The organism is Paraburkholderia rhizosphaerae, from assembly GCF_004366595.1.
Classification (GTDB): Bacteria; Pseudomonadota; Gammaproteobacteria; order Burkholderiales; family Burkholderiaceae; genus Paraburkholderia; species Paraburkholderia rhizosphaerae.
The window spans coordinates 234,199-259,072 of record NZ_SORE01000003.1 but is presented as its reverse complement, the minus strand read 5'-3'; the positions used below and the strand labels follow the sequence as shown (position 1 = coordinate 259,072).

Genomic DNA, 24,874 nt, shown 5'->3' with positions numbered 1-24,874 from the left:
CGCGTAGAAGATTCGGGCACGCGCGAAGGCCTCGTTGTCCTCTCACGTCTTCTGATCCCACGATGCTTCGGGCATGTGTCCGCGGCACCTCGTGAACTCCAGCTTATGAACCCCACCTGACGAACCTTTTGGAGGTCGGAGAGATGACGGACAACGATTCAACGCGCGCGCTGCGCCGCGCGCTTAATGGGCTCACCCCGAAACTAGCCGCGGGCTTAACCGCCGGACTGACCACGCTTGCGCTGTGGTGTCCCGCCGCCGCTTTCGCGAAGCCGCCTGTCGATTCGCAAAGCGCGCTGATTGCACATGGCGACTACATTGTTCACCGTGTCGGCATGTGCATCGACTGCCACACGCCGAAAGACGCGCACGGCATGCCCATCGCGAGCGAAGACCTGCATGGCGCGGATCTTCCGATTACGCCGGAACCTCCGGCCCCGCCGGGCTGGGTCAGTCGCTCGGTCAAGATTGCGGGCTTGCCGGCAGGCTACACCGAGGCGCAACTCATCACCTTTCTCGAGACAGGCCATACGCCGAGCGGCGGAACCGCGCATCCGCCGATGCCGGATTACCGGTTGAACGAACACGATGCGCGCGCGGTCGCTGCGTACCTACATTCGATCAATTGAGCGATGCGCGGTGTGCGCGTTCGCTGTCGTCTGAAGGCGCCCTTCGAGCGTCGTTTGCTGGAATGGGGCGTCGGCATACGGCTATCGTTTCGCGCGCAACTATTTGACGTCGCACGTCGCAGCGGCATAGTCAGGTGAACCCCGCCCGTGGGCGGGGTTTGTCCATGCGTGCGGCAACCTGCAAGCCGAAAATTCACCGCTCGCCGACGCGGCTTACGCGGCACCGCCGTTCGCACGCAACACTTGCCCGTTTACCCAGCCGCCATCCGGGCCCGCGAGGAACGAGACGACCGCGGCGACTTCATCCGGCCGGCCAAGGCGCTGCAGCGGCGGGATATTCGCGAAAGCCTGAATCTGCGCTTCGGTCTTGCCTTTATAAAACAGCTCGGTGCCGATCGGACCTGGCGCGACGGCATTCACCGTGACGTTACGGCCGCGCAATTCCTGCGAGTACGCCCGCGTGAGCGCTTCGACCGCCCCTTTCGATGCGTTGTAGAGCGCGTAGCCCGGCTTGTTCAGCGCGATTGACGTACTCGAGAAGTTGATGATGCGGCCGCCTTCGGCAATCCGCGACCATGCTTCGCGCATCGTGTTGAACGTGCCCCGCACATTCGTGTTCATCGTTTGTTCGAAGGTTTCGTCAGTGGTGTCGCTCAGCGGCGTGACTGTCATCACGCCCGCATTGTTGACGAGCACGTCGACCTTACCCAGTTCCTTTTCGACGGTGTCAAACATGCGGCGCACGTCGACCGGATCCGCGACGTCGGCTTTGACGGCGATCGCCATCGTGCCTTCCTGACGAAGTTCGTTGACCAGCGCCTCGGCGTCCGTCGCGCTCGTTGCATAGTTGACAGCGATCGAGAACCCGTCGGTGGCGAGCCGCCAGGCGACGGCCGCGCCGATGCCGCGTGCGGCGCCCGTGATGAGAGCGACTTTTTCGTTTTTGATGGCGTTCATGATTCGTATCCTCCGAAAGTGGTGAGCGGGTGAAACGAATCATGAATGAAGTGTCCGCAGAGATAATCCATCGCGTTTCGGCATTACAATTCCATTTACTTCAACAAACGCCGGACGTGACGCGACGGAGCACGCATATGGATCGGTTTCAGGAAATGCAGGTGTTTGTGCGGATCGCCGAGCGGCAAAGCTTCACGCGCGCGTCGGACGACCTCCAGATACCGCGGGCGACGGTCACGAATCTGATGAAGCGGATGGAAGAACGGCTCGGCGCCCGGCTCCTCGAGCGTACGACCCGTTCGGTGCGTCTGACGCATGACGGTGAAGCGTATTACGCGCGATGCCTGCGCCTGCTCGCGGACCTCGACGAGGCGGAAGGCTCGTTTCGCAATGTCGCGCCTAAGGGACTGCTGCGCGCGAACCTGCAAGGCACGCTCGCGCGCTTTTTCGTGATGCCGGCGTTGCCGCAGTTTCTCGGCCGCTATCCGGGCATCGAACTGCATCTGGCCGACGACGACCGCTTCGTCGACCTGGTGCGCGAAGGCGTCGATTGCGTGCTGCGCGCGGGGACGCTGCAAGATTCGTCGATGGTCGGACGTCGCCTCGCGCGGCTCGAGCAGGTGACGGTCGCAAGTCCTGCGTATCTCGCTGCGTATGGTGAGCCGAGCAGTCTCGACGAACTGCGCACACACCGCGCGGTGAATTTCGTATCGAGCGCGACCGGTAACCCGATGCCGCTCGAGTTCACCGTCGACGGGCGGGTCACCGAGATCAACATCGGCGGGATCGTCGCGGTGACGTCGGCGGACCTTTACACAGGAGCGGCGCTGGCCGGCCTCGGTATGGTGCAGGTGCCGCGCTACCGGATCGCCGACGAGCTCGCGCGCGGCGCGTTGAAAATCGTTCTGCCGGAACATGCGCCGCCGCCGATGCCGGTGACGGTGCTTTATCCGCAGAACCGGCAGTTGTCGTCGCGCGTGCGGGCCTTTGCGGACTGGCTGCGGGAAGTGTTTGAGACGGGCGAGCCAACGCGCGGACCATAACGGCTGATTTCGCAGCTCATGCGTCACGTATGTCGCGCAGGTCGCCCGCCGGGCAAGCGCACCTACCGATTCAGATGAGACAACGCGTCGCGCATCGGCTGGCTGGAAACGATCAGCGGCCCGGTCAACGGCGTATCGAGATCGACGATCACGTACATCGCCGACGCAATCGAGATCGCGCCAAGCATCATCATCACGAGCGCGAGCGCGTTGCGTGGCGCGATCAGCCCGAAGCTCAGGAAGATCACGAACAGCCAGAACGCGAGCATGGCCAGGAACGGCCGCGAGATCGAGCTATGCGCTTCCTCGAGCAGTTTCCAGCGTGCGGCCGTCAGCAAATCGAACTGATTCATGATCTGCACGAGCGCGCGCTGTTGAGCCGGGTTTTGCACGCGCAGATTGCGCGCCTCGGTGGTTGCGGCATTCAGCATATCGCCGAGTTCCAGGCTTTCCAGCTGGTTGAACCCGGTCGACGGAAATGCCCGCTTCGGATAGTAATCGCCTTTAGGCGCGGGTTCACCGGGCCACGTCGACGCGATCGCTTCCGCGGTATAGACGCGCAACAGCGCACGCACCGGGTCCGCCTCCTTGCCGAATTCGCGCAACGTCTGATCGAGCTGGATCAAATCCGACGCATACACGCGAAAGTCGCTACCGACCGTATCGAAGCCGCTCTTCGCCGACGCGGTCAGCAGGCCGAGCACCAGCGCCGCGAACGTCACGAGCATGCCCATCACGAGCTGGATCAGCTGCACGGTTTCATGCGCCTTGTGTTCTTCCGGCAGAAGCGGCTTGACGAACCAGCCGATCGCGGTGCCGACGAGCAGCACAACGAACACGACCAGCGCTGACGTGATCTCCTGCATCCGATGGGCTCCGTTGCGCGGACCGCCGCGCCGGCAGTGCGGGCTCTAGCGCCAAGCGCAGTGCGGGTGGGCGCGATCCGTCCGGCGGTAAGCGGCAATCGATGGCAATGAGCGCCAATCTGCGCCGATCGGGCGTCTCGTGCAATGCGTGTCTTCCTGGGCGCCTGGCGTTAGCGCGTCGTCACGGCCGTGCCGCGTAGAGCTTCGCGACGCCGTCGATTTCCTCCGGCGTCATATTGCGCGCGACGTTGCGCATCTGTTCGTTGATGTCATTGCGGCGCTGGCCGCTGGCGAAAAGCCTCAACTGTCCGGCCAGATAAACCGACGACTGGCCGCCGAGCCAGGGCGCCGCGCCTTTGCGGTCGCGCTCGCCATGGCACGCCGCGCATGGCGCGATATTGCGCATCGGGTCGCCCTCGTTGACGAGCCTGCGGATCGCGCGATCTTCGGTGCCGCCTGTTTCTGCCGGACCCGGCCGCGGCAGCGATGCGTAGTAGGCCGCGAGATCCTGCAGATCGCGGTCGTTCAGATTGCGGATAATCGGCGGCATGATCGAGTTCGGACGCTTGCCGGTCTGATAATCGCGCAGTTGCTTGTAGATCGCATCCGCGAACTGGCCAGCGATCACCGGTGCGGTGACCATCACGACGCCTTGCACGCCGTGGCACATCGAGCAGTTTTGCGCGAGGGTCGCGCCGCGACCGATCGACGCCTGATCGGCACGTGTGCGGCGCAGCGGCGGCAGCACGATCACATAGCTGGGCGGTGGGCCCTCGATGTCGGCCGAGCCGCTGAACCACGACTGCGGCACGCCGGCCGCACGGCAGATCTCGGCCCACAAGCCGCCGCCTGTGAAGTCCGGATGCCTCGAGGGCAACCAGATAAAGCCGATCAGTATCGAAGCGATCGCGATCCCGACCGTACAGCCAACGCTCACCGTGAACCAGCGGTTGCGGAAGCTGAACACACGTTCTTCGCTCATCGCGATGCTCCTACCGCCACGGCGGGCACGGACGGCAGCACCAGCAACTGCGCGATCGGCACGCCGTAGTTGACGACGGTCAGGCCGATCATCAGCGCGACCCACAGGCCGAAGCCGTTCAACGCAGCGGGCACGCGATTGACCGGATGCACGGGCACGCTAAAGCCAAACGTCTTCGGTTCTTCAACCGGACCGAATTGCCCCTTCACCAGGATATAGATGAACATCAGGCCGGAGATCACGAGGATGAGTCCGCCGAATGCCGACATCGCGACCCATACCGCCTGCGCCTGAATCCCCGGCGCGCTGTAGTCGTAGTACGCCATCCGGCGCGGTGCACCGAGCAGTCCGACGTAGTGCCAGGGAATCGTCACGACCATCATGCCGATGAACCACAGCCACAACTGCGTGCGGATCAGTCCGACATGGCCGAGCACGCGGCCGGTGAGTTGCGGCCACAGTTCATAGGCGATCGCGAAATACATGATCACGATCGCGCCGCCGAAAATAAGGTGGAAGTGACCGGTGACCCACTGTGTGTTGTGGATCGACTCGTTCAGCTGATAACTCATGTTGATCAGCCCGCCGGCGCCGCCGAAGCCGAGCATGATGAACGAGAACGCGATCACCAGCATCATCGGGTTACGCCAGGGCAGCGCGGTGAGCCAGCCGAACGCGCCTTTGCCGCCGCGCAGCCGGCCTGCGATTTCAACCGATGCGCAGATCGTGAACACGGTGAGCAGCGTCGGTACCGACACCATGCCGGTGAACACTGCATGGATAAACTTGAAGCCCGGACCGACCTGCGGATCGGCGAACAGATGGTGAATGCCGATCGGCATCGCGAACACGAGGAACAGCACGAACGAGATGCGCGCCATCGAATCGCTATACAGGCGCCCGCCGATCGCGCGCGGCACCAGCGTGTAGTACGCGATATACGCGGGGATCAGCCAGAAGTAGACGATCGCGTGCAGCGTCCATGAGAACAGCACGCGCGCCAGACCCGCATCGATGGTCGACTTCAGCCCAAGCGCGACCGGCAGGATCTGGAACAGTACTTCGACTGCCGCGCCGACCGCGGTCCATGCCCACAGATACGCGCCCGCTACATTCGCGAACATCGCAAGCGGCACCGGCTTGCCGGGGTTCGCGCGTTTCCACGCGCGCATGTTCACGTGCATCAGCGCGACCCAGATCCACGAGCCGACGACCACCAGCACGACACCGATGTAGTAGAACGGATTGCCGACCATCGGCGGATAGAACGTGTACAGCACCGACGCGCGGCCCATCGCGACCGGAATGGTCGCCGCCACCGCGCCGATCGCGAGCAGGATAAAGCCGGTCCACGCCCACTTGATGCCGATCAGTGTCTGCTTTAACGCCAGTTCGACGATCGCATAACCGAAACCCATCGCGACGAGCGTCGGCAGCACATAAGCCATCACCGTGCCGTGCTCGGTCACCGAACGGTAGTAAAGCTCCGGCTGGCCGAGCCACGGATGCAGCGGGCTGCGCACCAGCATTTGCCACGCGCCGAGAAAGAGCGCAATGATGAACGCGATAAACGCGAGCCAGAAATGCGCAAGAATGAGTCGCCTAGCGTGCAACACAGCTGAGTCTCCGGTTTTGTCGTGCCTGCTCGAAGAAGGCGGCCTTGTCGATCACTTTCACGTGTGCCCACATCGTCTGATGACCGACGCCGCAGAACTCATGGCACGGCATCAGGTGCTCGCCAGGTTGGTCGAAGCGCGTATTCATCGTCGCCACATAGCCGGGGACGACCATCGTGTTGATATTCGTATCGGACACCAGCAGACCGTGCACCACATCCGCGCTCGTCGTGCGCAGCTTGATCGGCGTATCGGCCGGCACCAGCAGGCATTGCGGCGTGAACGAGTATTGCTGCGCGATAAAGCGCACGACGACCGAGCCGTCAGGCTCGACCGCGCTGCCAAGATTGCTCTCGACGAATTCGCCGGAGATTTGCAGCCGCGACGGATCGATGGTCTCGACGCGCGATGGCGGCATGATCGCCCAATGCAGGCCGGTGAACACCACGACGACCAGCATGAACACGATAATCCCGCCGGCGAACCACGCCCAGCGCCGCTCCGCGCGTTCTTCGACAGAGTGGTTACCGTGATGATCGGAAGGTTGGCTCGACATGGTTGGCGGTTACTGGATGACGCCGCGTGGCAGGAATACGAGAAAGTAAAAGCCGATCCAGATCGCCAGCACGATGAGCACGGCGACACCGGCCAGCGCAATCGCGCCGCCCGGTCCGGCGGCGACGATGCGCTCGACGTCTTCATCGGAAGCGCCGGCGCTGGTGGGTTCGTTGACATCCATCTACTTGATCTCCCGATGCAAGAGTTCGGTGCGGCAGTCACGCGCATGCGGCGCCCGATGTCTGTGCGTTGCTGGCCGACTTTCGCGGCGCGTGCAACGCTTCCGCGCATCGCGCGCGTTCAGCGCAGCGGCGCGTTACGCAACTCGTTGACCTGTTTCGGCGTCACCGGCAGCCCATGGTTGCCCCACGCGGTGCGGATAAAGGTGACCACCGCGGCCAGATCCGCGTCGTTCAGTTCCTGCGCGAAAGGCGGCATGCCGTAGGGCTCGGGGTTGCGTCGCGTACCGGGCGGGAAGCCGCCGTTCAGCACGATGCGAATCGGGTTGACCGCCGAGTCCATTTCGATTGACTGGTTGCCCGCGAGCGGCGGGTAATGCGGCGGATGACCTTCGCCGTTCGCGCCGTGGCACGTCGCGCATTTGTCCGCGTAGATCTGCTGGCCTTTGGCGAATATCTTCGGATCGGCCTTCGCCGACGGACCGGTCTTGCGGCCGGGATCGCTATCCGGCAGCGACTTCAGGTAGATCGCCATCGCCTTCAGGTCGTCTTCGGTCAGGTACTGCAGGCTGTGGTACGTCACTTCGGCCATCGGCCCGTACACTGCGCCTCGATCCGAGATGCCCGCTTGCAAGAGATCGACGATGTCCTTGATGCTCCAGTCGCCGAGGCCGCCGTCCTTGTCCGACGTTAGCGATGGCGCATACCAGTTCTGCACCGGGATCAGCCCGCCGGCGAACTGTTTATCGCGCGACGAGCCGCCGAGCAGGTTGATCTTCGTGTGGCACATCGTGCAGTGGCCGAGACCTTCGACCAGATACGCGCCGCGGTTCCATTCGACCGAACGCGTCGGGTCGGGCTTGAACTCGCCTTCGCGGAAATACAGCGAGCGCCAGCCAAGCAGCAGATCGCGGTGATTGAACGGGAAGCGCAGTTCGTGCGGCCGGTTCGGTTGTCTTACCGGCGGCACCGACATCAGATAGGCGAAGATCGCATCGGAATCTTCGCGCGTGACTTTCGTGTATTGCGCGATCGGCATCGCCGGATAGATCAGCTTGCCGTCGGGCCCTTTGCCGGTGCGCATCATGTTGAAGAAGGCGTCCGCGCTCCAGCTGCCGATTCCGTATTGAACGTCAGGCGATATGTTCGGTGAGAACAGCGTGCCGAACGGCGTTTCCATCGCGAGGCCGCCGCCGAACTCCTTGCCGCGCGGCGCGGTGTGGCAGGCGATGCAGTCGCCCGCACGTGCGAGGTACTCGCCGCGGATCACGATCTCCGGACGCGTGTCCGGCGTGCCGGCGGGCTTGCCTGCAGCGGTAGCGGGCGCCGTGGCTTCGGCGGCGTGGGCCGCGCTGACGAACGGTACGTGCGCAAAGCCTGCTGCACATGCGAAGGTCGCGGCGGTGACGGCGATGCGGAGCGCGAATGAGATCGGCTTCATTCCGGTTGACTCCCGCATGCCATCGGCAACCTGCCGGTTTGTTTCGGCGCAGGTGTTGGGTCAGCCGGCCGCGGCTGTCGCGCGAGCCAGCTCGATACCGCGGTGATGTCCCGGTCGGTCAGCTTGATCGCGATTGCATGCATGCAATCGGGTGCGATCGCGTGACGCGTGCCGGAGCGCCATGTACCCATTTGTCCTGCGATGTAGCTCGCATGCAAGCCAAGCAGGCCTGGAATACCGGGCTGCACGCCGGTGAGCCGCGCGCCGTGGCAAGCTGCGCACGCAGGCAGCTTGCGCGATGGATCGCCTTGCGTCACCAGCTTCTTGCCGTAGTCGAGTACGGCGGCGGAGACGGGCTGCGTGTCCGGGTTCGGATACGGCGGCTGCAGCGCGGCAAAGTATTCAGCGATTTTGTGCAGGTAGGGGTCGGGCAGAAACGCGAGCAGATAACCCATCGGCGCATAGGTGCGGCCGCCGTCGCGAAATGCGATCAATTGATTGAACAGATAGTCGGCCGGTTTGCCGGCGATACGAGGAAAGTAGTCATTGTTGCGGCCTTGGCCCTGGACGCCATGACACGTAGTGCATGCGTGCATCCGTTCGTCCATTGCGGATGGCATCGACGCTGACGGACTTGCGGTTGCGGCCGGGCTGCCCGTTTCTGCCGCACTAGCCGGCAAGGCCGCGTCCGCCAGCACGAGGCATAGGAATAGCACGACCGATAAGCCGACAGTTCCGCGACGCACGACATTCCTCGTAGGTAGTTAGGGTTGGTTTCTGGACTGCTTTTCGTTGTTGCCCTTGCAGAAACTCCGCTATTGCGGTGAACCTGCTACTGCGAGTTCGCTCATCATACGTGTCATCGTTGACGCTTTCAACGAAGGTACCTTGATCTGGATCTAACGCGTGGCTGCTTTATGTTTGGTGTCGTCATCGGCGTGACATGCCCGATAGTCGAGACCTGGCTCAGGTATCAGTTAAAGAGCCGCGCGAACGCGGCGCGCGTCGGCGTGACGCGCGCGCTTTCGCCGATGCGCGCTGGTATCAGATGAGATTTGACTGGCGGTAGTGCAGGCAAGCCAATGTTCGCACGCGCGCGATGTTTCGGATTCTCCGATATCCGGCATTCAATAGTCCCGCTTTTCCGATAGATGCTCGCCCCGTACGATCGCCCCTGTCAATGCCTTTTGTGGAGGTTGCGATGCGGTGCGAATCAGGTCTGTGAAGGTCCGCGCGCACGGGATGTGCACCGATGGAAAGTACTGGATGCGGGCTTTGCCGCGAACGCGAGCTTTCGCGGCCGCGTTCCCCGGCACCCCGGCGATCGCGGTACTGTGCTGCGCAACGACTATCAACTGGCCAATGCGGGGCTGGGTCTCGCGCTTGGCGAACTGTCGTGGGGCATGCTGACCGACCGTTGGGGCGATCGTCGCGTGCTGCTGCCCGGACTTGCCGCGACCGGCGCGGCGTTATCCGCAATGGCGGGGTTCGCGGTGCCGCACGGCGCTCATGTGCCGGGCATCGCCGCACTTGCCGGAGGCCTGCTCGCAATCGGATTGCTGGGCGGCAGCGTTAATCCGTCAGAACCGGTAGCCGATGCCCGCCTGGATCATGTCCGCGTCGAGGCTCGAACGCGTGACCACCCGGTTCCATGTGACTCGTGTGAGCCAGTGCTTGCTGAGTCGGTAACTCGCGGAAAGGGACACCAGCCCGGATATCGTGCCTTTGATGCCTTCGGAGCCAGGCTCGTTGAACACGTCGATCGCGTAGTACGCGCCCGCTCCGACCGCGAGCGTCAGGCGTTCGTTGAAGAACGCACGCGTGAGCCAGAGCTGCGACCCGAGTCCGTTGCGCCGCACCGCCGCGGGGACGTTTTCATGCATATACGTCGCGCTCCAGTCGACGTACCTGAACAGGCCTCGCCGGTACTCGACGCTCGTCGAAAAGCCCGACTCCGAATTCAGACTGTTCTTGATCGTTTCGCCCGCGAGCACGGCGAACTCGTTGCTCGTCACGCGGTCTTTCCGTGCCAGCGGGAGGTCGCGCGGTCCCGGCTCGTCGGGCGCGTCGAGCTGATAGCCAATGCCGAGCAGGATGCCGGACGTGCTCGGGCCGCCGCCTATCTGCGCCCGGTTCAGTTGCGCCTGCAATATCCAGCGATGCGATGTGTAGTACGCGGCGCGCACGCTCATCAATGCGCCCCAGCCGTGGTTGTTCATGAAACCGTTCGGGCGGCTCGACACCGTATCGGAGTAACGGTAAGGGCCGACCCCGGCGGATAGCACGATGCGGCGGTCCGCGAGCGGTAGCCGGCCCCACAACTGGATGCTCTGGCCGTCGCGATGGTGACCGGGCAAGTGCCCTTCATTGAGCCATGTCATGCCAAGTGCCGCGTACTTGCCGAGCCCTTCGTGATAGTCGAATGCCCACGAGTACGTATGCGAACCGGCGCCCGTCAACGCTCCACCGAATAGCGCAAACTCCTGCGCGTCCGCGCGCTGTGCGTAGCCGACGCCGGTTGCCGCCAGCAGCGCGGCGAGCACGCAAAGCAATCCGGTGCGCGATTTTGACCCTGACGTTGGGCCGGTCGGCGTGACGTCCGATACGCGACAATCTGTTCGCATCGAACCTGACACCGGGACCTCCTGCCGAGCAATAAATCAAACAAAAACATTGCATTCGGAAGTCTTGTCTGGTTTAACAATTCATCAAATAAGAAATTCCTGAAATTACACCGTCAGTGGTTGATCCCTTGCCACAGTGGTCCTGCGATGCAGATTCATGCTTAGTCCGGAATCATTCAGACTGAGGCATTGATAAGAATCGACAAGACAATATGCCATTGCGCCCGATTTTCTTGCGGCGATCAGATGTCGGTGACAGATTGTTTCAGAACAATCACCAGGAATTTTCAGACCTTCCTTCAAGGAAAAATGAAAATTGGGAATCTGAAATTAAATTGGTTAACTTGGTAATCCTTATCGGTTATTTTATTGGTTTCTTTCGAATCATTGACGATTCGGAACACTCTGATTCTCAATTTCTACGCGTCATGTTTTGATTTCGATTCCCGCACGCCTTTTGTTGCCGCTACAGCTTTTCAAGCGCCATCGGTTGCACGCACCTTTGGATGAAAGTCCAGCAGGCCGCAATGTCGAACCCCCCCGTTCGCGACGCGATCGCGAACGGGGGCGTCCGGAACACAAACAACAAACAAATACCGAGGGAGCATCCGTGAATCTACGAGTCATTCTGGCGGACGATCACCCGTTCGTTCTGCTCGGCATCGAGGCCACGCTTGCTGAGCACGGTGACGTACACGTCGTCGGCCAGGCGACGAGTCCATCGTCGCTGTTCGAGGTGATGAAAACCACCGCGTGTGACGTGCTTGTCACCGATCTCGCCATGCCGAACGAATCGGGCGATGCCGAAGACGGTCTGCGTCTCATCCGGCGCATTCGCAGCAGTTGGCCGCAGGTGCGCATTGTCGTGCTGACGAGCCTCACGAATACGGCAATTCTGCGTTCGATCATCGCCGCGGGTGTACTCGGCATGCTCAACAAGATCGAATCGATGGACGAACTGGCCGCCGCGATTCGCTCGGCGGGCGCGGGGCGCGCGCATGTCAGCCGCTCGGTGATCGAGGCGCTGACCGCGGCAAGCGGCGAGACGCCACGCATGTCGTCGATGCGCGATCTGTCGCCACGTCAGACCGAGGTGCTTCACATGTTCGTGCGCGGCCACTCGATCTCCGAGATCGCACAGCATCTCGGCCGCGATGTGCGCACGGTCAGCCGGCAAAAACGCGATGCGATGGCGAAGCTTGGCGTAAGCAACGATCCGGGGCTGTTTGCATTTGTGCGTGCACACGGTCTTACGTGACCGCGTCCCCAAATTTCGATCGAATGTGCTTGTACGTTTTCTTCGCTATTTCGGAGCAATCTTATGTCTGTCTGGCGACAAGTGTTCAATTCTCGCCGGGTACAGCCATCGCTCCTCAATTTGGCCTTAGGACATAGATCAAAAGGAGCTCTTTCAATGAATGCCAGGAACGACATCACGGCGTCAGTCCGAACGATCATTGCCGACGATCATCCGCTCGTGCTACTGGCGATCGAGAATCTGATGTCGACGTATCCCAACATGGAAATCGTAGGACGCGCGACAGATTCTTCTCAGTTGTTCGCCGAAGCTGGGCGAGTGTCGTGCGATCTGGTTGTCATGGATTTATACATGCCGGGCGGCTTGTATGGCGACGGCCTTGAAATGGTCCGCGAATTCAGGCAGCGATTCCCACAAGTCGTCCTTGTGGTCCTGACAATGGAAACCGAAGCCGAGGCGCTGCAGAAAGTCATTGCGCTTGGTGTCGGTGCGATTGTCAGCAAGCGTGACCGGATCGATCTGATCCATGTCGCGATCATCACCGCGCTCGCGCATGAGTGCTACCTCGGTCCTGCGATTCGCACACTGCTCGCCGATGCAACGATCGCGCGCAGGCTTGACTACGTCAGGCAGATGCTTTCACGACGCGAGCTCGAAGTGCTGACGCACTATGCGTCGGGCCTGGGCGTCACCGAGATTGCGGCCCGGCTCGGTCGCAGCGTGAAGACGATCAGCGCGCAGAAGTGCACGGCGATGCGCAAGCTGTCGCTACACACCGATGCGGATCTCTTCAGATTCGCGGTCGAGCATGGCGTGATTCCCGGCGAACGTGTCGAACACAGCGTCGTGGGGGGCGAGCGGACGTAGGCCTCGCATCGATCGCATCCACAGACTGTCGCACCCGCGTGATCACCCTGCGTCGGCTGCCCGACGCAGGGTGCCGGACAGCGAGCGAGACGCGGCACGGCGCGACGCCGGCATAACAGGGGGGCAGGTCCCGGGGAAGCACATCGTGCGGGGACTGCCCAACCGTCACAGAAGAAAAAAGATGAATCAGACTATCCGGATTATCGTCGCCGACGATCACAGCAGTATCCGCGCGGGTGTGAGCCGGCTGCTCGACAGCGTTGCCCATATGTCGGTGGTGGGCGTTGCGGCGGATACGCTCGCGCTCGCAAAGCTGCTCGATACCTGTCCGTGCGACCTCGTTGTATCGGACATCGGTATGCCGGGCATTGACGGCGAGAGCAATGCGATTCTCTTTCTGCGGCGCATGCTGCGCTTCGTGCCGCACGTGCCGATCGTCATTCTGACGATGATTCATCAACCGAGGACGCTGGCCGGGTTGCTGCATATGGGCGTTGCGGCCATTGTCGACAAACGCGACGCGACCGCTTCGCTGGTTTCAGCCATCGATGCGGCCTACACGGGCCGTCTTTTTCTGTCGAAGCGCGCGCTGGAGGCGATCGGCGACGCTGCCGCTCGACAGCCGGGCGCTGCCGTATTGAGCGCGCGCGAGTGGGAAGTTTTCAGGATGTACACGCAAGGGATGACGATCCAGCAGATTGCCGAACGGCTCGCGCGCAGCGGCAAGACAATCAGTACGCAAAAACGCAATGCGATGCGCAAGCTGGGGCTCGACAGTGAATCCAGTCTGATTGCGTATGCGAGGCAAATTGGCCTGACCTGATGACTGAATCAGCGATCGTCGAGTGAAGTCAGGTGGGCGTTTCCATGAATCACTCATTTAAGAGTAGTCCGATTAACCTGGTCCGACATCGATTCGACAATCTGCGGTCGCGCCCGGCCCATAGCCGGGCATGGCGCGCCCATCGATCATTCGTCATGCAAAGCGACGTGCGGGCAGCGCAACTCTGAAGGTCCGCCGTTCGCAGGCCGGCCTTTGTCGACACGTGACGCATGGACGGGAATCGGAATGGCAAGCCTGGGTAAGCGGTTAGTAGTCGAAGGTGCCGGTACGGCCTGGGTGATGTTTATCGGTTGTGGCAGCGCGGTGCTGAATGCAGGCGCGGTGCAGCAGGGCTGGGGTGTGCTGGAAGTGCCGTTTGCGTTTGGACTCGCGTTGACGACGGCGATGGCGGTACTCGGCCGCGTGTCCGGTGCGCACTTTAATCCCGCGGTAACGATCGGCTTTGCGACCGCACAGCGTTTTCCGGTACGCGACCTGCTGCCCTACATCGCGGCGCAACTGATCGGCGCGCTGATGGGCGCGGCGCTGCTGGCCTACGTCGCGAGCGGCCGGCCAGGTTTCTATCTCAGTTCGAGCGCATTCGGCGCGAACGGTTACGACGATCATTCACCGTCCGACTATCGGCTTCATGCGGCGCTGGCGATCGAATTCGCGATGTCGTTTGTGTTCGTCTTCGTGAATCTGGCGATGTCCGCGCGCAAGGCATCGACGCCGTTAGCGCCGTTCGTGATCGGAGGCTGCCTCGCGCTGATTTATCTGATTGCGACGCCGGTCACCAATGCATCAGTCAACCCTGCACGCTCGACTGCCGCGGCGCTGTTCGTCGGCGACTGGGCGCTCGATCAGTTGTGGCTGTTCTGGGCCGCGCCGATGGCGGGCGGGTTGCTCGCTGGGCTCGCGTACCCTTTGCTGTGCAGCGAAGCGAACAACGAGGTCCACTCACGCGGGGCTGCCGGCGAGCCGCAGGACTTCCGTTGATGCGCGGCCGCCAACGCACCGTGGGCGCCACGCGCACGACGAAAAAAGACGGCCACGATGACCGCTTGCCGCTTTACCGCGCCGTCGGCCGTTCGCTGCGGCGCTGGGTGCTGCGCGCGCTCTTACTGCTGGCCGCGTTCGCAGTTTGTCGAGCGCTCTTCGCGTCTCCTGTGATGCCCGAAGCGGCCTCTTCTACCGACGCGCGCGCCGCACGTTCCCTTCCGCGCAAGCTGACTGTCGGCGTGCTCGCCAACGGCTGGTCGCCGTTCGAAGAATTCGACGACGGCGAACTGAGCGGCCTGAGCATTGAGTATTTGCGCGCGCTCGCCGGCCCAGGCGTCGAATTCGACGTCAAGACGTTCGCGGATATGCCGCAGTTGCTCGCCGCGGCATGCGCCAGCCAGGTCGATGTGCTGATGAGCATCGCCCGTACGCCGGAACGCGAACATTGTGTCGCGTTCTCCGCACCGTACTTCGACGCATCGACGTCCGTGGTCGCACGTTCGGACGATACGGATGCGGTGCAACGCGTGCAAAACGGCGACGTACGGGTCGCGGTCGAGCGGGGTTTCCTGCTGGATAGCGTGCTGCGCGAACGTTTCCCGCGTGCGCGGATCGATGCGTTCGAAGACACCGCATCGGCATTGCGAGCGCTTGAGCGCGGCGATGACGACGTCTATTTCGGTTACACGCCGGCGGTGCAACACTACCTCGCATCGCGTGAATTCAGCGCGCTGAAAATCGTGTTCGAAGAGCGGCGCCGCAACGGCGAGTTGCGCTTTGCGGTGCCACGCAGCCAGACCGCGTGGCGCAATGCGCTCAATCGCGCGCTGGCCGCGTTGCCGCCGGAACGCGCTGCGGCGATCCGTACGCGCTGGATCGCAGGTACTCAAAGCCAACCCGCGGCGGCCGCAGCGTCGGGCGGCGAAATGCGCGCGAGCGGCAATCCGACGGTTACCGCGTTGCGTCTATTGCCGTTACTTATCGGCATCGGTGTCACGTTGCTCGTCACGTTGCGCGCGTACTCGCTGCTGCAGCGTGAAGTGCGGCGACGCGAGCAGACCGAGCAGGAACTCGCCGCGCAACTGAACTTCCAGCAAACCATGATGGAGATGGTGCCGTACCCGCTCGTCGCGAAGGACCTCGAAGGCTGCTATATCGCCGTCAATCAGGCGTTTGAGCGACTGACCGGTTTGCAGCGCGCGTCGGTGATCGGCCGCGTGAGCGCCGAGGTGCAAGCATGGGGCGCACGCAACAGCGCCAGCCTCGAGCGACTGACGCAACATTCGCTCACGACCGGCGAGCGCTCGGAAGCCGAACTGCAGTTTTCCGACCACGCAGGTGAGATTCGCCACGGACTCTTTTCGGTCTGTATCTGCCAGGGTGTCGACGGTGCGCCGTCATGCGTGCTCGGTACACTGGTCGACATCACCGATATTCGCCGCGCCGAACTGCTCGCACGCGAAACCGAACGGCGGTTGTTCGACGTGACACGTTCGCTGCCCGCAGTGGTGTTCCAGTTGCGGCGTGCGCCCGACGGCGCCTATTCGTTCCCGTACATCGGCGGCGATACGAAGGTTTGGCTCGGCCGCGACAGCGGCGCACTGATGCGTGGTGGCGCGGTGACCTTCGGCCGCGTCTGTCCTCAGGACCGGCCGCATCTGATGGCGGCGCTCGAGCGTTCGGCCAGCAGTGAAGAGCCGATCCATCTCGAGTTCCGGATGCAAAGCGTCGACGGTTCGCGATGGGTACGCGCGGAACTCGTGCCGCGGCGCGAAGCGGATCGCGCGATGGTCTGGAGCGGGTATTGGGTCGACGCAAGCGCGGAGCGCCTGCGTTCGGACGAACTCGCCCGCGCTCGCGATCTTGCCGAAGCCGCGTCTCGCGCGAAAGACGACTTCCTCGCGATGATGAGCCATGAAATCCGCACACCGATGAACGGTGTGCTGGGCCTCGTCGAAGTGCTGGAGCGTACGCGCCTCGATGCGGACCAGGGCGAGATGCTGCGGATGATCCACGAATCGGCGGGTGCGCTGCTGCAGATTCTCGACGACCTGCTCGACTATTCGAAGATCGAGGCAGGGCGTCTGACGATCGAAGCCGAGCCGCTCGATTTGCGCGACCTCGTTGATACGGCAGTCGGCCTGCTGGCCGCGCGGGCCCATGAAAAAGGCTTGAAGGTACGCGTGGACATCGAACCGCAGGTTGCGGCGGTGGTGCGCGGCGATAGCGTGCGCCTGCGGCAGATTCTCTTCAATCTGCTTGGGAACGCGATCAAGTTCACGCCGTCGGGCGAAGTGGATGTACAGGTCGCGGTGGAACGCAACGATGGCGCAGCGCAGACGATCCGGATGACCGTCGAGGACACCGGCATCGGCATTGCGCCTGAAGTGCAGGCGCGTCTATTCGAGCCGTTCGTGCAGGCGGAAACGTCGACCACGCGACGCTTCGGCGGCACGGGACTCGGGCTGACGATCTGCCGCAAGCTGGTTGATCTGATGGGCGGCACGCTTGAGTTGCAGAGCACGCCGAGTGTCGGTACGCGGATGACACTGCAATTGCGGATGCCGGTGAGCACGCCGAGCTACACGGCGGGCGGCCTGCGCGGCAAGCGCGGTCTCGTCGCGGTCGCGGATGCGCGGGTTCAGCAGGCGCTGCTGCATTTCGGCGCGGCGCTGGGTCTCGAACTGCGTGGCGTTGCGCCCGGCGCGCCGGAATTGCGCGATCCGCGGGTGTTGTCCGCGGTCGATCTCGTCTTCATCGGCGATGGCTTCGATTTGCCGGCGCAAGGACTGCCAGATTCGCGCGTGATTCGCCTCACTGAGAAGCCGAAGCCGACCGGCTATCGGATCGTCGACGATAGGGTTCGGGTCAGCGTCAATCCGATCTCCTGGCGCGGCCTGGGCGCCGCGTGTGCGGCGGCATTGACCGGCCTCGCGCCGAAGCCCCCGCGAATGCGCGGCGCACCGGTTGCGCGCGTCACGCCGCCCGACCGTGAGCGCGCGATCGCGAGCGGCCGGCTCGTGCTGGTCGCCGAAGACCATCCGGTCAATCAGGAGCTGATTCGCCACCAGCTGGCGTCGCTCGGTTTCGCGTGCGACGTCGTGAATGACGGTGCAGAGGCTTTGCTGGCGCTTCAGCATGTGCGCTACGGTTTCCTGATCACCGACTGCCATATGCCGAATCTTTCGGGATACGAACTGGCTCGTCGTGTGCGCGAAACGGAAGCGGCAGGGACGATGCACCTGCCGATCATCGGCATTACCGCGAACACGGCGCCGGAGGACCTGAAAGCCTGCCGCGACGCGGGCATGGACGACTGCCTGATCAAGCCGACCCGGCTCGCGACGCTGCGCGATCACTTGAGCCGCTGGTTCGTCGCGGACGGCTACCGTCAGTCGGCACATGAAACGCGTCATCAGAACTTTCGTCAGCCTTCCAGTGAAGCATCGCTGAACGACACCGGCCATGAGCTGCCCGCGCCGGCGCCTGACAGCCGCGATGCGGACGAACCTTTTGTGCCGGTCGATCTCGCCCATCTGACGCGAATCTGGGGCAGCGAGTCGACGGTGAAGGCGTTGCTCGATTCATTCGTGACGTCGGTGCGCGACGATGTTCGCGCGTTGCCGCCGCTGCTCGAGGAACCGGACGTCGACGCACTGCGTGCGTGGCACCATCGCGTCGCCGGCGCGGTCGGCGTGTTGCAATATCCGCCGCTGTTCGGCGTGCTGGAAGAGTATCGGCAGGGCATGGCGGACGGCGAGCCCGAGCGTTTGCGTGCTGAGGGCCTTGCGCTCGTTCTGAAGTGCAACGCGATGCTCGACGGTATCGAAGGCCAGGCCGCGCTGCTGCCGTAGCGCGTAGCCGCGATCGCTTCACGCCATGATCGCGCCGCGGCATTGCCATGTGCGCGTCTTCGAATTCAACTAGTATGGGTTTCGCAACCTACCGATACGGAATTCGGAGTGACCCATGATTGCAATTCGTAAGTTGAGGATCGCGACGATGCTGCTCGCGCTGGTTTCGTGCGCTGCATTCGCGGATACCGTCGAGTTGAAAGCGGATCTCGAGCCGTCGAGCGAAGTGCCGCCGCGTGTCAGTCATGGTCGCGGGGCGCTGGACGCGACCTTCGATACGGCGACGCAGTCGCTGAGGTGGACGGTGACGTACGAAGGTCTGTCCGGGCCCGCGACCGCGGCGCATTTCCATGGCCCCGCGCCGGTCGGACAAAACGCGGGCATCGTGATCCCAATCGACAAGAAGGGGCTGCCGAGTCCGATCAAAGGTTCGGCGACGCTGACCGAACAGCAGGTGACCGACCTGATGGCCGGCCAGTGGTACTTCAACGTCCATACCGCGCAGAATCCGATGGGTGAAATTCGCGGCCAGGTGTTGCCCGCGAACTGAGGCCTGCGAACTGAGGCCTGCGCACTGAGCCGACAGCGAATCCGTCCATCGGCGGCAAAAGGCCGGCATGCGACCGTCGTATGCTGGCTTTTATTTTTCGGCGGCCGAGTCCGTTCGCCGCTTGCCCACGCGCGAACCCACGTACCATATAACGATAATCGTCGACGGAGCGTGTTCCGATGAGCTGGCAAAGCGCGTTGGCGTGCTGGATCCTACGCCGGCAGTATCTGCCCCAAACGCGGCACCCGGAGATCAGTGCCGAACATGCGCGGGCATTGACCTCAAAGCGTGTCTGGTCGCCGCCGGTGCCGCGCGGCTGGCAGTTGCGCGAGCAATATCAGGAAAGCGATTGGCCGCTGCATGGTGAGTGGCTCGATCCGGAAGACGCGCCCAGTTCGGCGCGCATACCGACCATCCTGTATCTACATGGCGGCGGCTACTACTTCTGCTCGCCACGCACGCATCGCTCGGTCTCGTTCGGCCTCGCAACCCGCACCGGTGCACGCGTCTTCTCGCTCGACTATCGGCGCGCGCCCGAGCACCGCTTCCCGGGCGCACTCGACGATACGCTTGCCGCATACCGTCGTCTGATCGCGGCGGGTGCGTCGCCGCAATCGCTTGTGCTGGCGGGCGACTCCGCGGGCGGTGGCCTGGCGCTCGCGGCGCTAGTCGCATTGCGTGACGCCGGGGAAGCGCTCCCGGCCGGCGCGTTGCTGTTCTCACCGTGGACCGATCTCGCCGCAACGGGCGCATCGATCATGTCGAACGACGGTGCCGATCCGATGTTCTGCGGCGCCTCGATAGCCCGCGCGGCGAAGCTGTACCTCGGCGACACGCCTGCAACGCATCCGTACGCATCGCCGCTCTATGCGGACCTGCAAAACCTGCCGCCGTTATTCATCCAGGCGGGCAGCACCGAAGTGCTGCTCGACGACGCACGACGCGTCGCCGAACGCGCGATACAGGCCGGCGTCGCGGTCGAAGTCAAAATATGGACGAAGATGCCTCACGCATGGCAGTTGTGGGTACCGTTCCTGCCGGAAGCGCGACACGCGCTCGACGACGCCGCGCACTTCGTGCGGCGCGTCACATCGATACGCGACGACGCTCAGCGATCGAGCACGACATCGATTGCCAGATAGGCAGCCTGCACCGCGTCTGTGCCATAGCGCCGCTCGAGACGTCGCACGGTGAAATGACCGTGAGCGACCTGCTGAAAGTGATCCATGAACACGGTATTGACCATCGCGCCGAGCACCGCGCCGATCGCCGGAATCGATTTGGCCGCGACCTGCTCGCTGACCTGTACTGAAAAGCGCGACGCAATCGTGCTCAACAGACGCAGCAACGCCGCCGATCCATGTGACGTGAACCCCTTCGCCGCAATCTCCGACGATGCTTTCGACACCGCCTGCGCGAGCGCGCCGCGCATGATGAAGTAACCGTAGTCGGCATCGTCGTCGGCTTTCGATGTACCGCCCATGCCAAGCACGGTCAGGCATTGCAGCTGGGTGTCGATCGACGCGAGATCTTCGCCTTCGCTGCGCGCGATATCGCAGATCGAGCGGAACATCAGCGTCGTCGTGACCGGCAGTTCGACCGGTAACGCGAGCAGGCCGAATGCGCCGCCCGCGGCGCCGGTCGTCGCGACCGCGAACTTGTGCAGCAGATTGCTCGGCTTGTCGTTTGTCGCGAGCGGCGCCGCGCGGCCCAACGTACGCAGTGCGATTTGCAGGCACTTGCGCAACGCCGCTTGCGTCGCGTCATTCACCTTTTCATTCGCCGCGCCGGGCATCCGCGCGATCAGCTTTTCGAGCGGCGCGCCGACGATGCTCGCCAGCTTCATCGTCAGCGCCGGGCTTTCGAGTTCCTGCTTCGCGCGCCTTAATGCGTTCAGCTCGTCGGGCGACAGCGTGACTTCTTCAGACGAAATCGGGTCCATGAAACTCCTCAAACACGACTCAAGACAGGTAAATGACGGCTGGTGTCATATCCGTGTTGCGACATCGGCGGGTTGCAGCAAGGTTAGAGCCCTTCGGCATGGTATGATTCCGTATCGTTGACTCGTCAACTGTTGCGCCAACAAAAATGGCTGTCCACACCGCCGCTCACCATTCGAGTGGGCAAGTTTTACCGTTCCGGGAGTCGCTGCTGGCGATGCTCGGCATCTCCTTCGTTTCGATGCTGGTCGCGCTCGATCAGACCGTGGTCGGCACCGCGCTACCGACTATCGTCGCGGAGTTGCGAGGCTTCGAACTGTACGCGTGGGTCGCGACCGCGTATCTGCTGACTTCGGTGATTACCGTGCCGATCTTCGGCCGTCTTGGCGATTATTACGGGCGCAAGCCGTTCGTGATCGCGTCGATCGTCGTGTTCACCGGCGCATCCGTGCTGTGCGGCGCGGCGAACAGCATGCTGTTTCTCGTCATCGCGCGCGGTTTGCAGGGCATTGGCGGCGGCATGCTGGTCGGCACCGCATTCGCATGCATTCCAGACCTCTTTCCCGATTCGGTCGTGCGTTTGCGCTGGCAAGTGCTGATGAGCACCGCGTTCGGCATTGCGAACGCAGTCGGGCCATCGCTTGGCGGTTTCCTTACGCAGTATTGCGGCTGGCGTTCGGTGTTTTACGTGAACTTGCCGGTCGGCCTGGTTTCGCTGTTCTTCGTGTGGCGCTATCTGCCGCATCTTCGACATGTCGCGCATAAAGGCAAGATGCGGCTCGACTGGCCGGGCGCATTGCTGATCGCGCTCGCGCTCGGCAGCTTGCAATTGTTTGTCGAGACGCTGTCGAAGCACGGCTTCAGCGCGTCGGCCGTCGCGCTGCTCGCACTCAGCGTCGCGTCCTCGTATGCGCTGTGGCAATGGGAGAAGCGCTTCCCGCAAGCGATTCTTCCCGCCGACATGTTCCAGAACCGCAGTCTCAACGCGCTTTTCGTGCTTGCGGTACTGGCCGGCTTCGCGATGTTCTCGATCCTGTTTTACGCGCCGCTGCTGTTCCAGGGCGGCTTCGGCATGTCGCCGAACGAAGCGGGGCTTGTGATCACACCGCTGGTCGTGTTCATCACAATCGGTAGCATCGCCAATGGGCGAGTCGTTTCGCGTGTGCGCAATCCGAATCTGATGCTGTATGTAGGCTTTGCTCTGTTGGCGCTCGCGTGTCTCGGCGCGGCGATCTCGACGCGCACGATGCCGCGCGGGCTGCTGATGACGTTGATGATGCTCGCCGGTCTGGGTCTGGGCTTCGTGCTGCCGAACCTGACGATCTTCGCGCAGCAGACGGCGGGTCGCGAGCACTTCGGCATTGCGACCGCGCTATTGCAGTCGTTGCGGATGATCGGCGGGATGCTAGGCACCGCGATCACCGGCACGCTGGTCACGCAGATGTATTCGAGAGCCGTGCGCCATGCGCTCGAACGCGATCACGCGAGTCACTGGTACAGCAACCTCGGTGACCCGCAGATCCTGATCGATCGCGCCGCACAGGCGAATTTGCTCGATCAGCTGACGCGCGCGGGCCATGACGGTGCGGTCTTGCTGGAAGCGGCGCGCACGTCGCTGGTCGGCGCGATCCATCTGGGCCTTGCGATCGCGACGGTGGTTGCGCTCGTGTCGATCTGGCGGACCCGCAGCGTGCCGCCGGTCAGGCTAACGCGAAAACTCGAACCCACCGTCGCCGCGGATTGATAGACTGCGCGTTGTTCGAATCATTGACTGAAACGTAGGGCGGGATAACAACCCCATGGAAGAACAGGACCGGATCGCGATCCTTCATCAGTTTGGCCGCACGTACCGCGCGTTCATGTCGGCGTTCGAGGCGCAAGTCGGCCATCCGATGCCGCGCTGGCGGATCATGCTCGCGTTGTACGAGCAGGACGGCGAGTCGTCGCAGAAGCGTCTGGTCGAGCGCTTGCGCGTCGATCCGGGCGCGCTCACGCGGCAGTTGAAGTCGCTGGAAGTACTCGGGTGGATCGAGCGCAGCATGGACGAACGCGATAACCGCGTGACGAACGTCCGGCTCACCGGCGAAGGCCGCTCAGCCATCGAAGCGAGTCTGCCGAGCCGCAATGCGTTTCTGCACGACACGATGGCGGGTTTGCCGGAGGATGCGCTCGAAGCGTTGTCGAACGCGCTGGGCATGCTCGAAGCGCGCATCGCCGAAGTCGCGGCGGGGTTGCCGGCGCGCGACGCAGCAGCGCAGCGTTGATGTGCTGAAAGATGCGCGAGGCTGGATCACGAAGCGCCCGCGCCAGTTGACGACCTGACAACGTGGCTCGAAAAAACAAACGGCGGCAATCGCTTGCCGCCGTTTTGCCATTGAACCCGCTTCAGAAAAACGTCTCGATCACTTCGGTCACGCGATATGAAGGGTCGACGACCAGCAGCTGTCGCCATTTGTCGAAAGTCAGGCACGGATGCGAGATGTCGAACGCAATCATATCGCCGACTTTCAGATCGGCTCCGGCTGGAATCCGCATGTAAGCGTGTTGATCCATCAGGCCGAACACTTCCCATCCTTCGCTTGCCGCAACGTCGCGCGGCGCCGGATTGCCTGGCCGATAGTGGCGCGCCGGTTCCGGCAGGCCGGAATCGAACGCCGCGTCACGCTTGCCGAAGCCGATGATCGCGCGATCCGGCTCGGGAATGGATTGCACATACGCCCACAACTGCAACGCCGGCAACAGCCCTTCGCCCATTTTCTTCGCCACCGGATTGCGCGCGAAGATGTCGGTTTGCGCTTTGCGATAGACACCGACATCGTGCGTCAGATAGCAACCGGGACGCAGCACGATTTCGATCCGGCTGGCATCGGCGGTCTGCGCGAACTCTTCGGCGACCACGTCGTACCACGCGGAGCCCGCGCCAGACAGAATAGCCGGCGTGCGCGCGAAGCGGCCCGCGTCGAGCAGCGCGCGTGTGGTCGCGACCGCGCCGCGCAGGAACGCGCGCACGTGCTGCTCTTCCTTCAAGATGCCTTCATAAAGTTCGATGCCCGCAAGCTGCAGTGAGTCCGGATAGCGTGCTACCGCATCGAGCACCGCGTTCAGCTGTGCCGCATCGCGCACGCCGGTGCGGCCGCCCGGTACGCCCAGCTCGATCAGCACATTCAACTCTTTGCGCAGTGAACCAAACAACTTGCCGAGTTGCTCGACATTCGCAACGGAATCGACCAGACAGTAGAACTCGAAGTCCGGATCGCTCAGCAGTTCGGCGACCATCAGCATGTTGTGCTTGCCGACCAGCTGATTGGCCATCAGCACGCGCGATACGCCGCCGTGGTACGCGGCGCGCACCTGGTGCGCGGTGGCCAGCGTGATGCCCCATGCGCCGGTTTCGATCTGCCGGCGAAACAGTTGCGGCGCCATCGTGGTTTTGCCGTGCGGCGCGAGCTTCACACCGTACTGCGCGACGAACGCCTGCATCCACTTCAGGTTGTGCTCGATGCGATCCGCGTACAGCACCGCGGCCGGCAGGCTCACGTCTTCGTCGAGCAGATTCCATTCGAGGCGGCCCGCGTCGGTCAGCTGGATGCTGGTCCCCGGGACATTGCCGAGCCCCTTGCTGAACGGATCGATCGTCGGGCCCTGATAGTTTGTAACTTTCATTACGTGCTACTCCGTCGTGTGG

Annotated in this window: 22 protein-coding genes and 1 pseudogene; 12 read left to right on the top strand and 11 right to left on the bottom strand. The window is 62.9% G+C overall.

Annotated elements, in window-relative coordinates:
* Window positions 1-143 precede the first annotated feature (143 nt).
* Window positions 144-629 (top strand): c-type cytochrome, encoded by a 486-nt coding sequence (locus BX592_RS05190; protein WP_134190594.1) that lies wholly within the window; start codon window positions 144-146, stop codon window positions 627-629.
* A gap of 213 nt (window positions 630-842) precedes the next feature.
* Here BX592_RS05190 and BX592_RS05185 read toward each other — a convergent pair whose 3' ends face one another.
* Window positions 843-1,586 carry an SDR family oxidoreductase gene (locus BX592_RS05185; protein ID WP_134190593.1) on the bottom strand — a complete coding sequence of 248 codons (744 nt, stop codon included), beginning with the start codon at window positions 1,584-1,586 and terminating at the stop codon, window positions 843-845.
* A 137-nt stretch (window positions 1,587-1,723) separates the two neighbouring features.
* Between BX592_RS05185 and BX592_RS05180 the strand changes: the two genes are divergently transcribed.
* On the top strand, window positions 1,724-2,629 hold the full coding sequence (locus BX592_RS05180) for a LysR family transcriptional regulator (RefSeq protein ID WP_134190592.1): 906 nt from the start codon (window positions 1,724-1,726) through the stop codon (window positions 2,627-2,629).
* 62 nt (window positions 2,630-2,691) lie between these two features.
* On the opposite strand, the gene BX592_RS05175 is transcribed toward BX592_RS05180, so the two are convergent.
* The 7 genes from BX592_RS05175 to BX592_RS05150 all read right to left on the bottom strand — a co-directional run bounded on the left by BX592_RS05175 (window position 2,692) and on the right by BX592_RS05150 (window position 9,017).
* On the bottom strand, window positions 2,692-3,495 hold the full coding sequence (locus BX592_RS05175; RefSeq protein WP_134190591.1) for a bestrophin-like domain: 804 nt from the start codon (window positions 3,493-3,495) through the stop codon (window positions 2,692-2,694).
* Window positions 3,496-3,676: 181 nt separating this feature from the next.
* Window positions 3,677-4,477: a c-type cytochrome gene (locus BX592_RS05170; protein WP_134190590.1), complete on the bottom strand. Its 801-nt coding sequence runs from the start codon at window positions 4,475-4,477 to the stop codon at window positions 3,677-3,679.
* Window positions 4,474-6,093 carry a b(o/a)3-type cytochrome-c oxidase subunit 1 gene (locus BX592_RS05165; RefSeq protein ID WP_134190589.1) on the bottom strand — a complete coding sequence of 540 codons (1,620 nt, stop codon included), beginning with the start codon at window positions 6,091-6,093 and terminating at the stop codon, window positions 4,474-4,476. The genes BX592_RS05170 and BX592_RS05165 overlap by 4 nt, the downstream gene beginning before the upstream one ends.
* Window positions 6,080-6,649 (bottom strand): cupredoxin domain-containing protein, encoded by a 570-nt coding sequence (locus tag BX592_RS05160; RefSeq protein ID WP_134190588.1) that lies wholly within the window; start codon window positions 6,647-6,649, stop codon window positions 6,080-6,082. The genes BX592_RS05165 and BX592_RS05160 overlap by 14 nt, the downstream gene beginning before the upstream one ends.
* 9 nt (window positions 6,650-6,658) lie before the next feature.
* Window positions 6,659-6,832: a hypothetical protein gene (locus tag BX592_RS33715; protein ID WP_166676302.1), complete on the bottom strand. Its 174-nt coding sequence runs from the start codon at window positions 6,830-6,832 to the stop codon at window positions 6,659-6,661.
* 119 nt (window positions 6,833-6,951) lie between these two features.
* Window positions 6,952-8,271 (bottom strand): c-type cytochrome, encoded by a 1,320-nt coding sequence (locus tag BX592_RS05155; protein ID WP_134190587.1) that lies wholly within the window; start codon window positions 8,269-8,271, stop codon window positions 6,952-6,954.
* Window positions 8,268-9,017 (bottom strand): c-type cytochrome, encoded by a 750-nt coding sequence (locus tag BX592_RS05150; protein WP_134190586.1) that lies wholly within the window; start codon window positions 9,015-9,017, stop codon window positions 8,268-8,270. The genes BX592_RS05155 and BX592_RS05150 overlap by 4 nt, the downstream gene beginning before the upstream one ends.
* A 405-nt stretch (window positions 9,018-9,422) precedes the next feature.
* On the opposite strand from BX592_RS05150, the pseudogene BX592_RS35120 reads away from it, so the two are divergent.
* Window positions 9,423-9,854 (top strand): annotated as a pseudogene (locus tag BX592_RS35120) (hypothetical protein); the annotation flags it as partial.
* Here the strand turns inward: BX592_RS35120 and BX592_RS05145 are convergent.
* Window positions 9,852-10,814, bottom strand: coding sequence for a hypothetical protein (locus tag BX592_RS05145; protein WP_134190585.1), 963 nt, complete (start codon window positions 10,812-10,814; stop codon window positions 9,852-9,854). The pseudogene BX592_RS35120 and the gene BX592_RS05145 overlap by 3 nt on opposite strands.
* 706 nt (window positions 10,815-11,520) lie before the next feature.
* On the opposite strand from BX592_RS05145, the gene BX592_RS05140 reads away from it, so the two are divergent.
* The 7 genes from BX592_RS05140 to BX592_RS05110 all read left to right on the top strand — a co-directional run bounded on the left by BX592_RS05140 (window position 11,521) and on the right by BX592_RS05110 (window position 20,391).
* On the top strand, window positions 11,521-12,153 hold the full coding sequence (locus tag BX592_RS05140; RefSeq protein WP_134190752.1) for a response regulator: 633 nt from the start codon (window positions 11,521-11,523) through the stop codon (window positions 12,151-12,153).
* A 156-nt stretch (window positions 12,154-12,309) separates the two neighbouring features.
* Window positions 12,310-13,020, top strand: coding sequence for a response regulator (locus tag BX592_RS05135; RefSeq protein ID WP_134190584.1), 711 nt, complete (start codon window positions 12,310-12,312; stop codon window positions 13,018-13,020).
* Window positions 13,021-13,201: 181 nt separating this feature from the next.
* On the top strand, window positions 13,202-13,843 hold the full coding sequence (locus BX592_RS05130) for a response regulator (protein ID WP_134190583.1): 642 nt from the start codon (window positions 13,202-13,204) through the stop codon (window positions 13,841-13,843).
* Between the two features lie 246 nt (window positions 13,844-14,089).
* Window positions 14,090-14,842 (top strand): aquaporin Z, encoded by a 753-nt coding sequence (gene aqpZ, locus BX592_RS05125; protein WP_134190582.1) that lies wholly within the window; start codon window positions 14,090-14,092, stop codon window positions 14,840-14,842.
* Window positions 14,842-18,699, top strand: coding sequence for an ATP-binding protein (locus tag BX592_RS05120; protein ID WP_134190581.1), 3,858 nt, complete (start codon window positions 14,842-14,844; stop codon window positions 18,697-18,699). Before aqpZ ends, BX592_RS05120 begins: the two co-directional genes overlap by 1 nt.
* Window positions 18,700-18,814: 115 nt before the next feature.
* Window positions 18,815-19,249 (top strand): CHRD domain-containing protein, encoded by a 435-nt coding sequence (locus BX592_RS05115; RefSeq protein WP_134190580.1) that lies wholly within the window; start codon window positions 18,815-18,817, stop codon window positions 19,247-19,249.
* A gap of 179 nt (window positions 19,250-19,428) precedes the next feature.
* Window positions 19,429-20,391 (top strand): alpha/beta hydrolase, encoded by a 963-nt coding sequence (locus BX592_RS05110; RefSeq protein ID WP_134190579.1) that lies wholly within the window; start codon window positions 19,429-19,431, stop codon window positions 20,389-20,391.
* On the opposite strand, the gene BX592_RS05105 is transcribed toward BX592_RS05110, so the two are convergent.
* Complete coding sequence (locus tag BX592_RS05105) at window positions 20,358-21,191, bottom strand: EcsC family protein (RefSeq protein ID WP_134190578.1); 834 nt, start codon at window positions 21,189-21,191, stop codon at window positions 20,358-20,360. The genes BX592_RS05110 and BX592_RS05105 overlap by 34 nt on opposite strands.
* Window positions 21,192-21,337: 146 nt before the next feature.
* Here BX592_RS05105 and BX592_RS05100 point away from each other — a divergent pair, with 146 nt between their 5' ends.
* Window positions 21,338-22,933, top strand: a complete 1,596-nt coding sequence (locus BX592_RS05100) for an MFS transporter (protein ID WP_134190577.1) — start codon at window positions 21,338-21,340, stop codon at window positions 22,931-22,933.
* 55 nt (window positions 22,934-22,988) lie between these two features.
* Window positions 22,989-23,453: a MarR family winged helix-turn-helix transcriptional regulator gene (locus BX592_RS05095; RefSeq protein ID WP_134190576.1), complete on the top strand. Its 465-nt coding sequence runs from the start codon at window positions 22,989-22,991 to the stop codon at window positions 23,451-23,453.
* A gap of 121 nt (window positions 23,454-23,574) precedes the next feature.
* Here BX592_RS05095 and BX592_RS05090 read toward each other — a convergent pair whose 3' ends face one another.
* Window positions 23,575-24,852 (bottom strand): amino acid deaminase, encoded by a 1,278-nt coding sequence (locus tag BX592_RS05090; protein ID WP_134190575.1) that lies wholly within the window; start codon window positions 24,850-24,852, stop codon window positions 23,575-23,577.
* Window positions 24,853-24,874 lie beyond the last annotated feature (22 nt).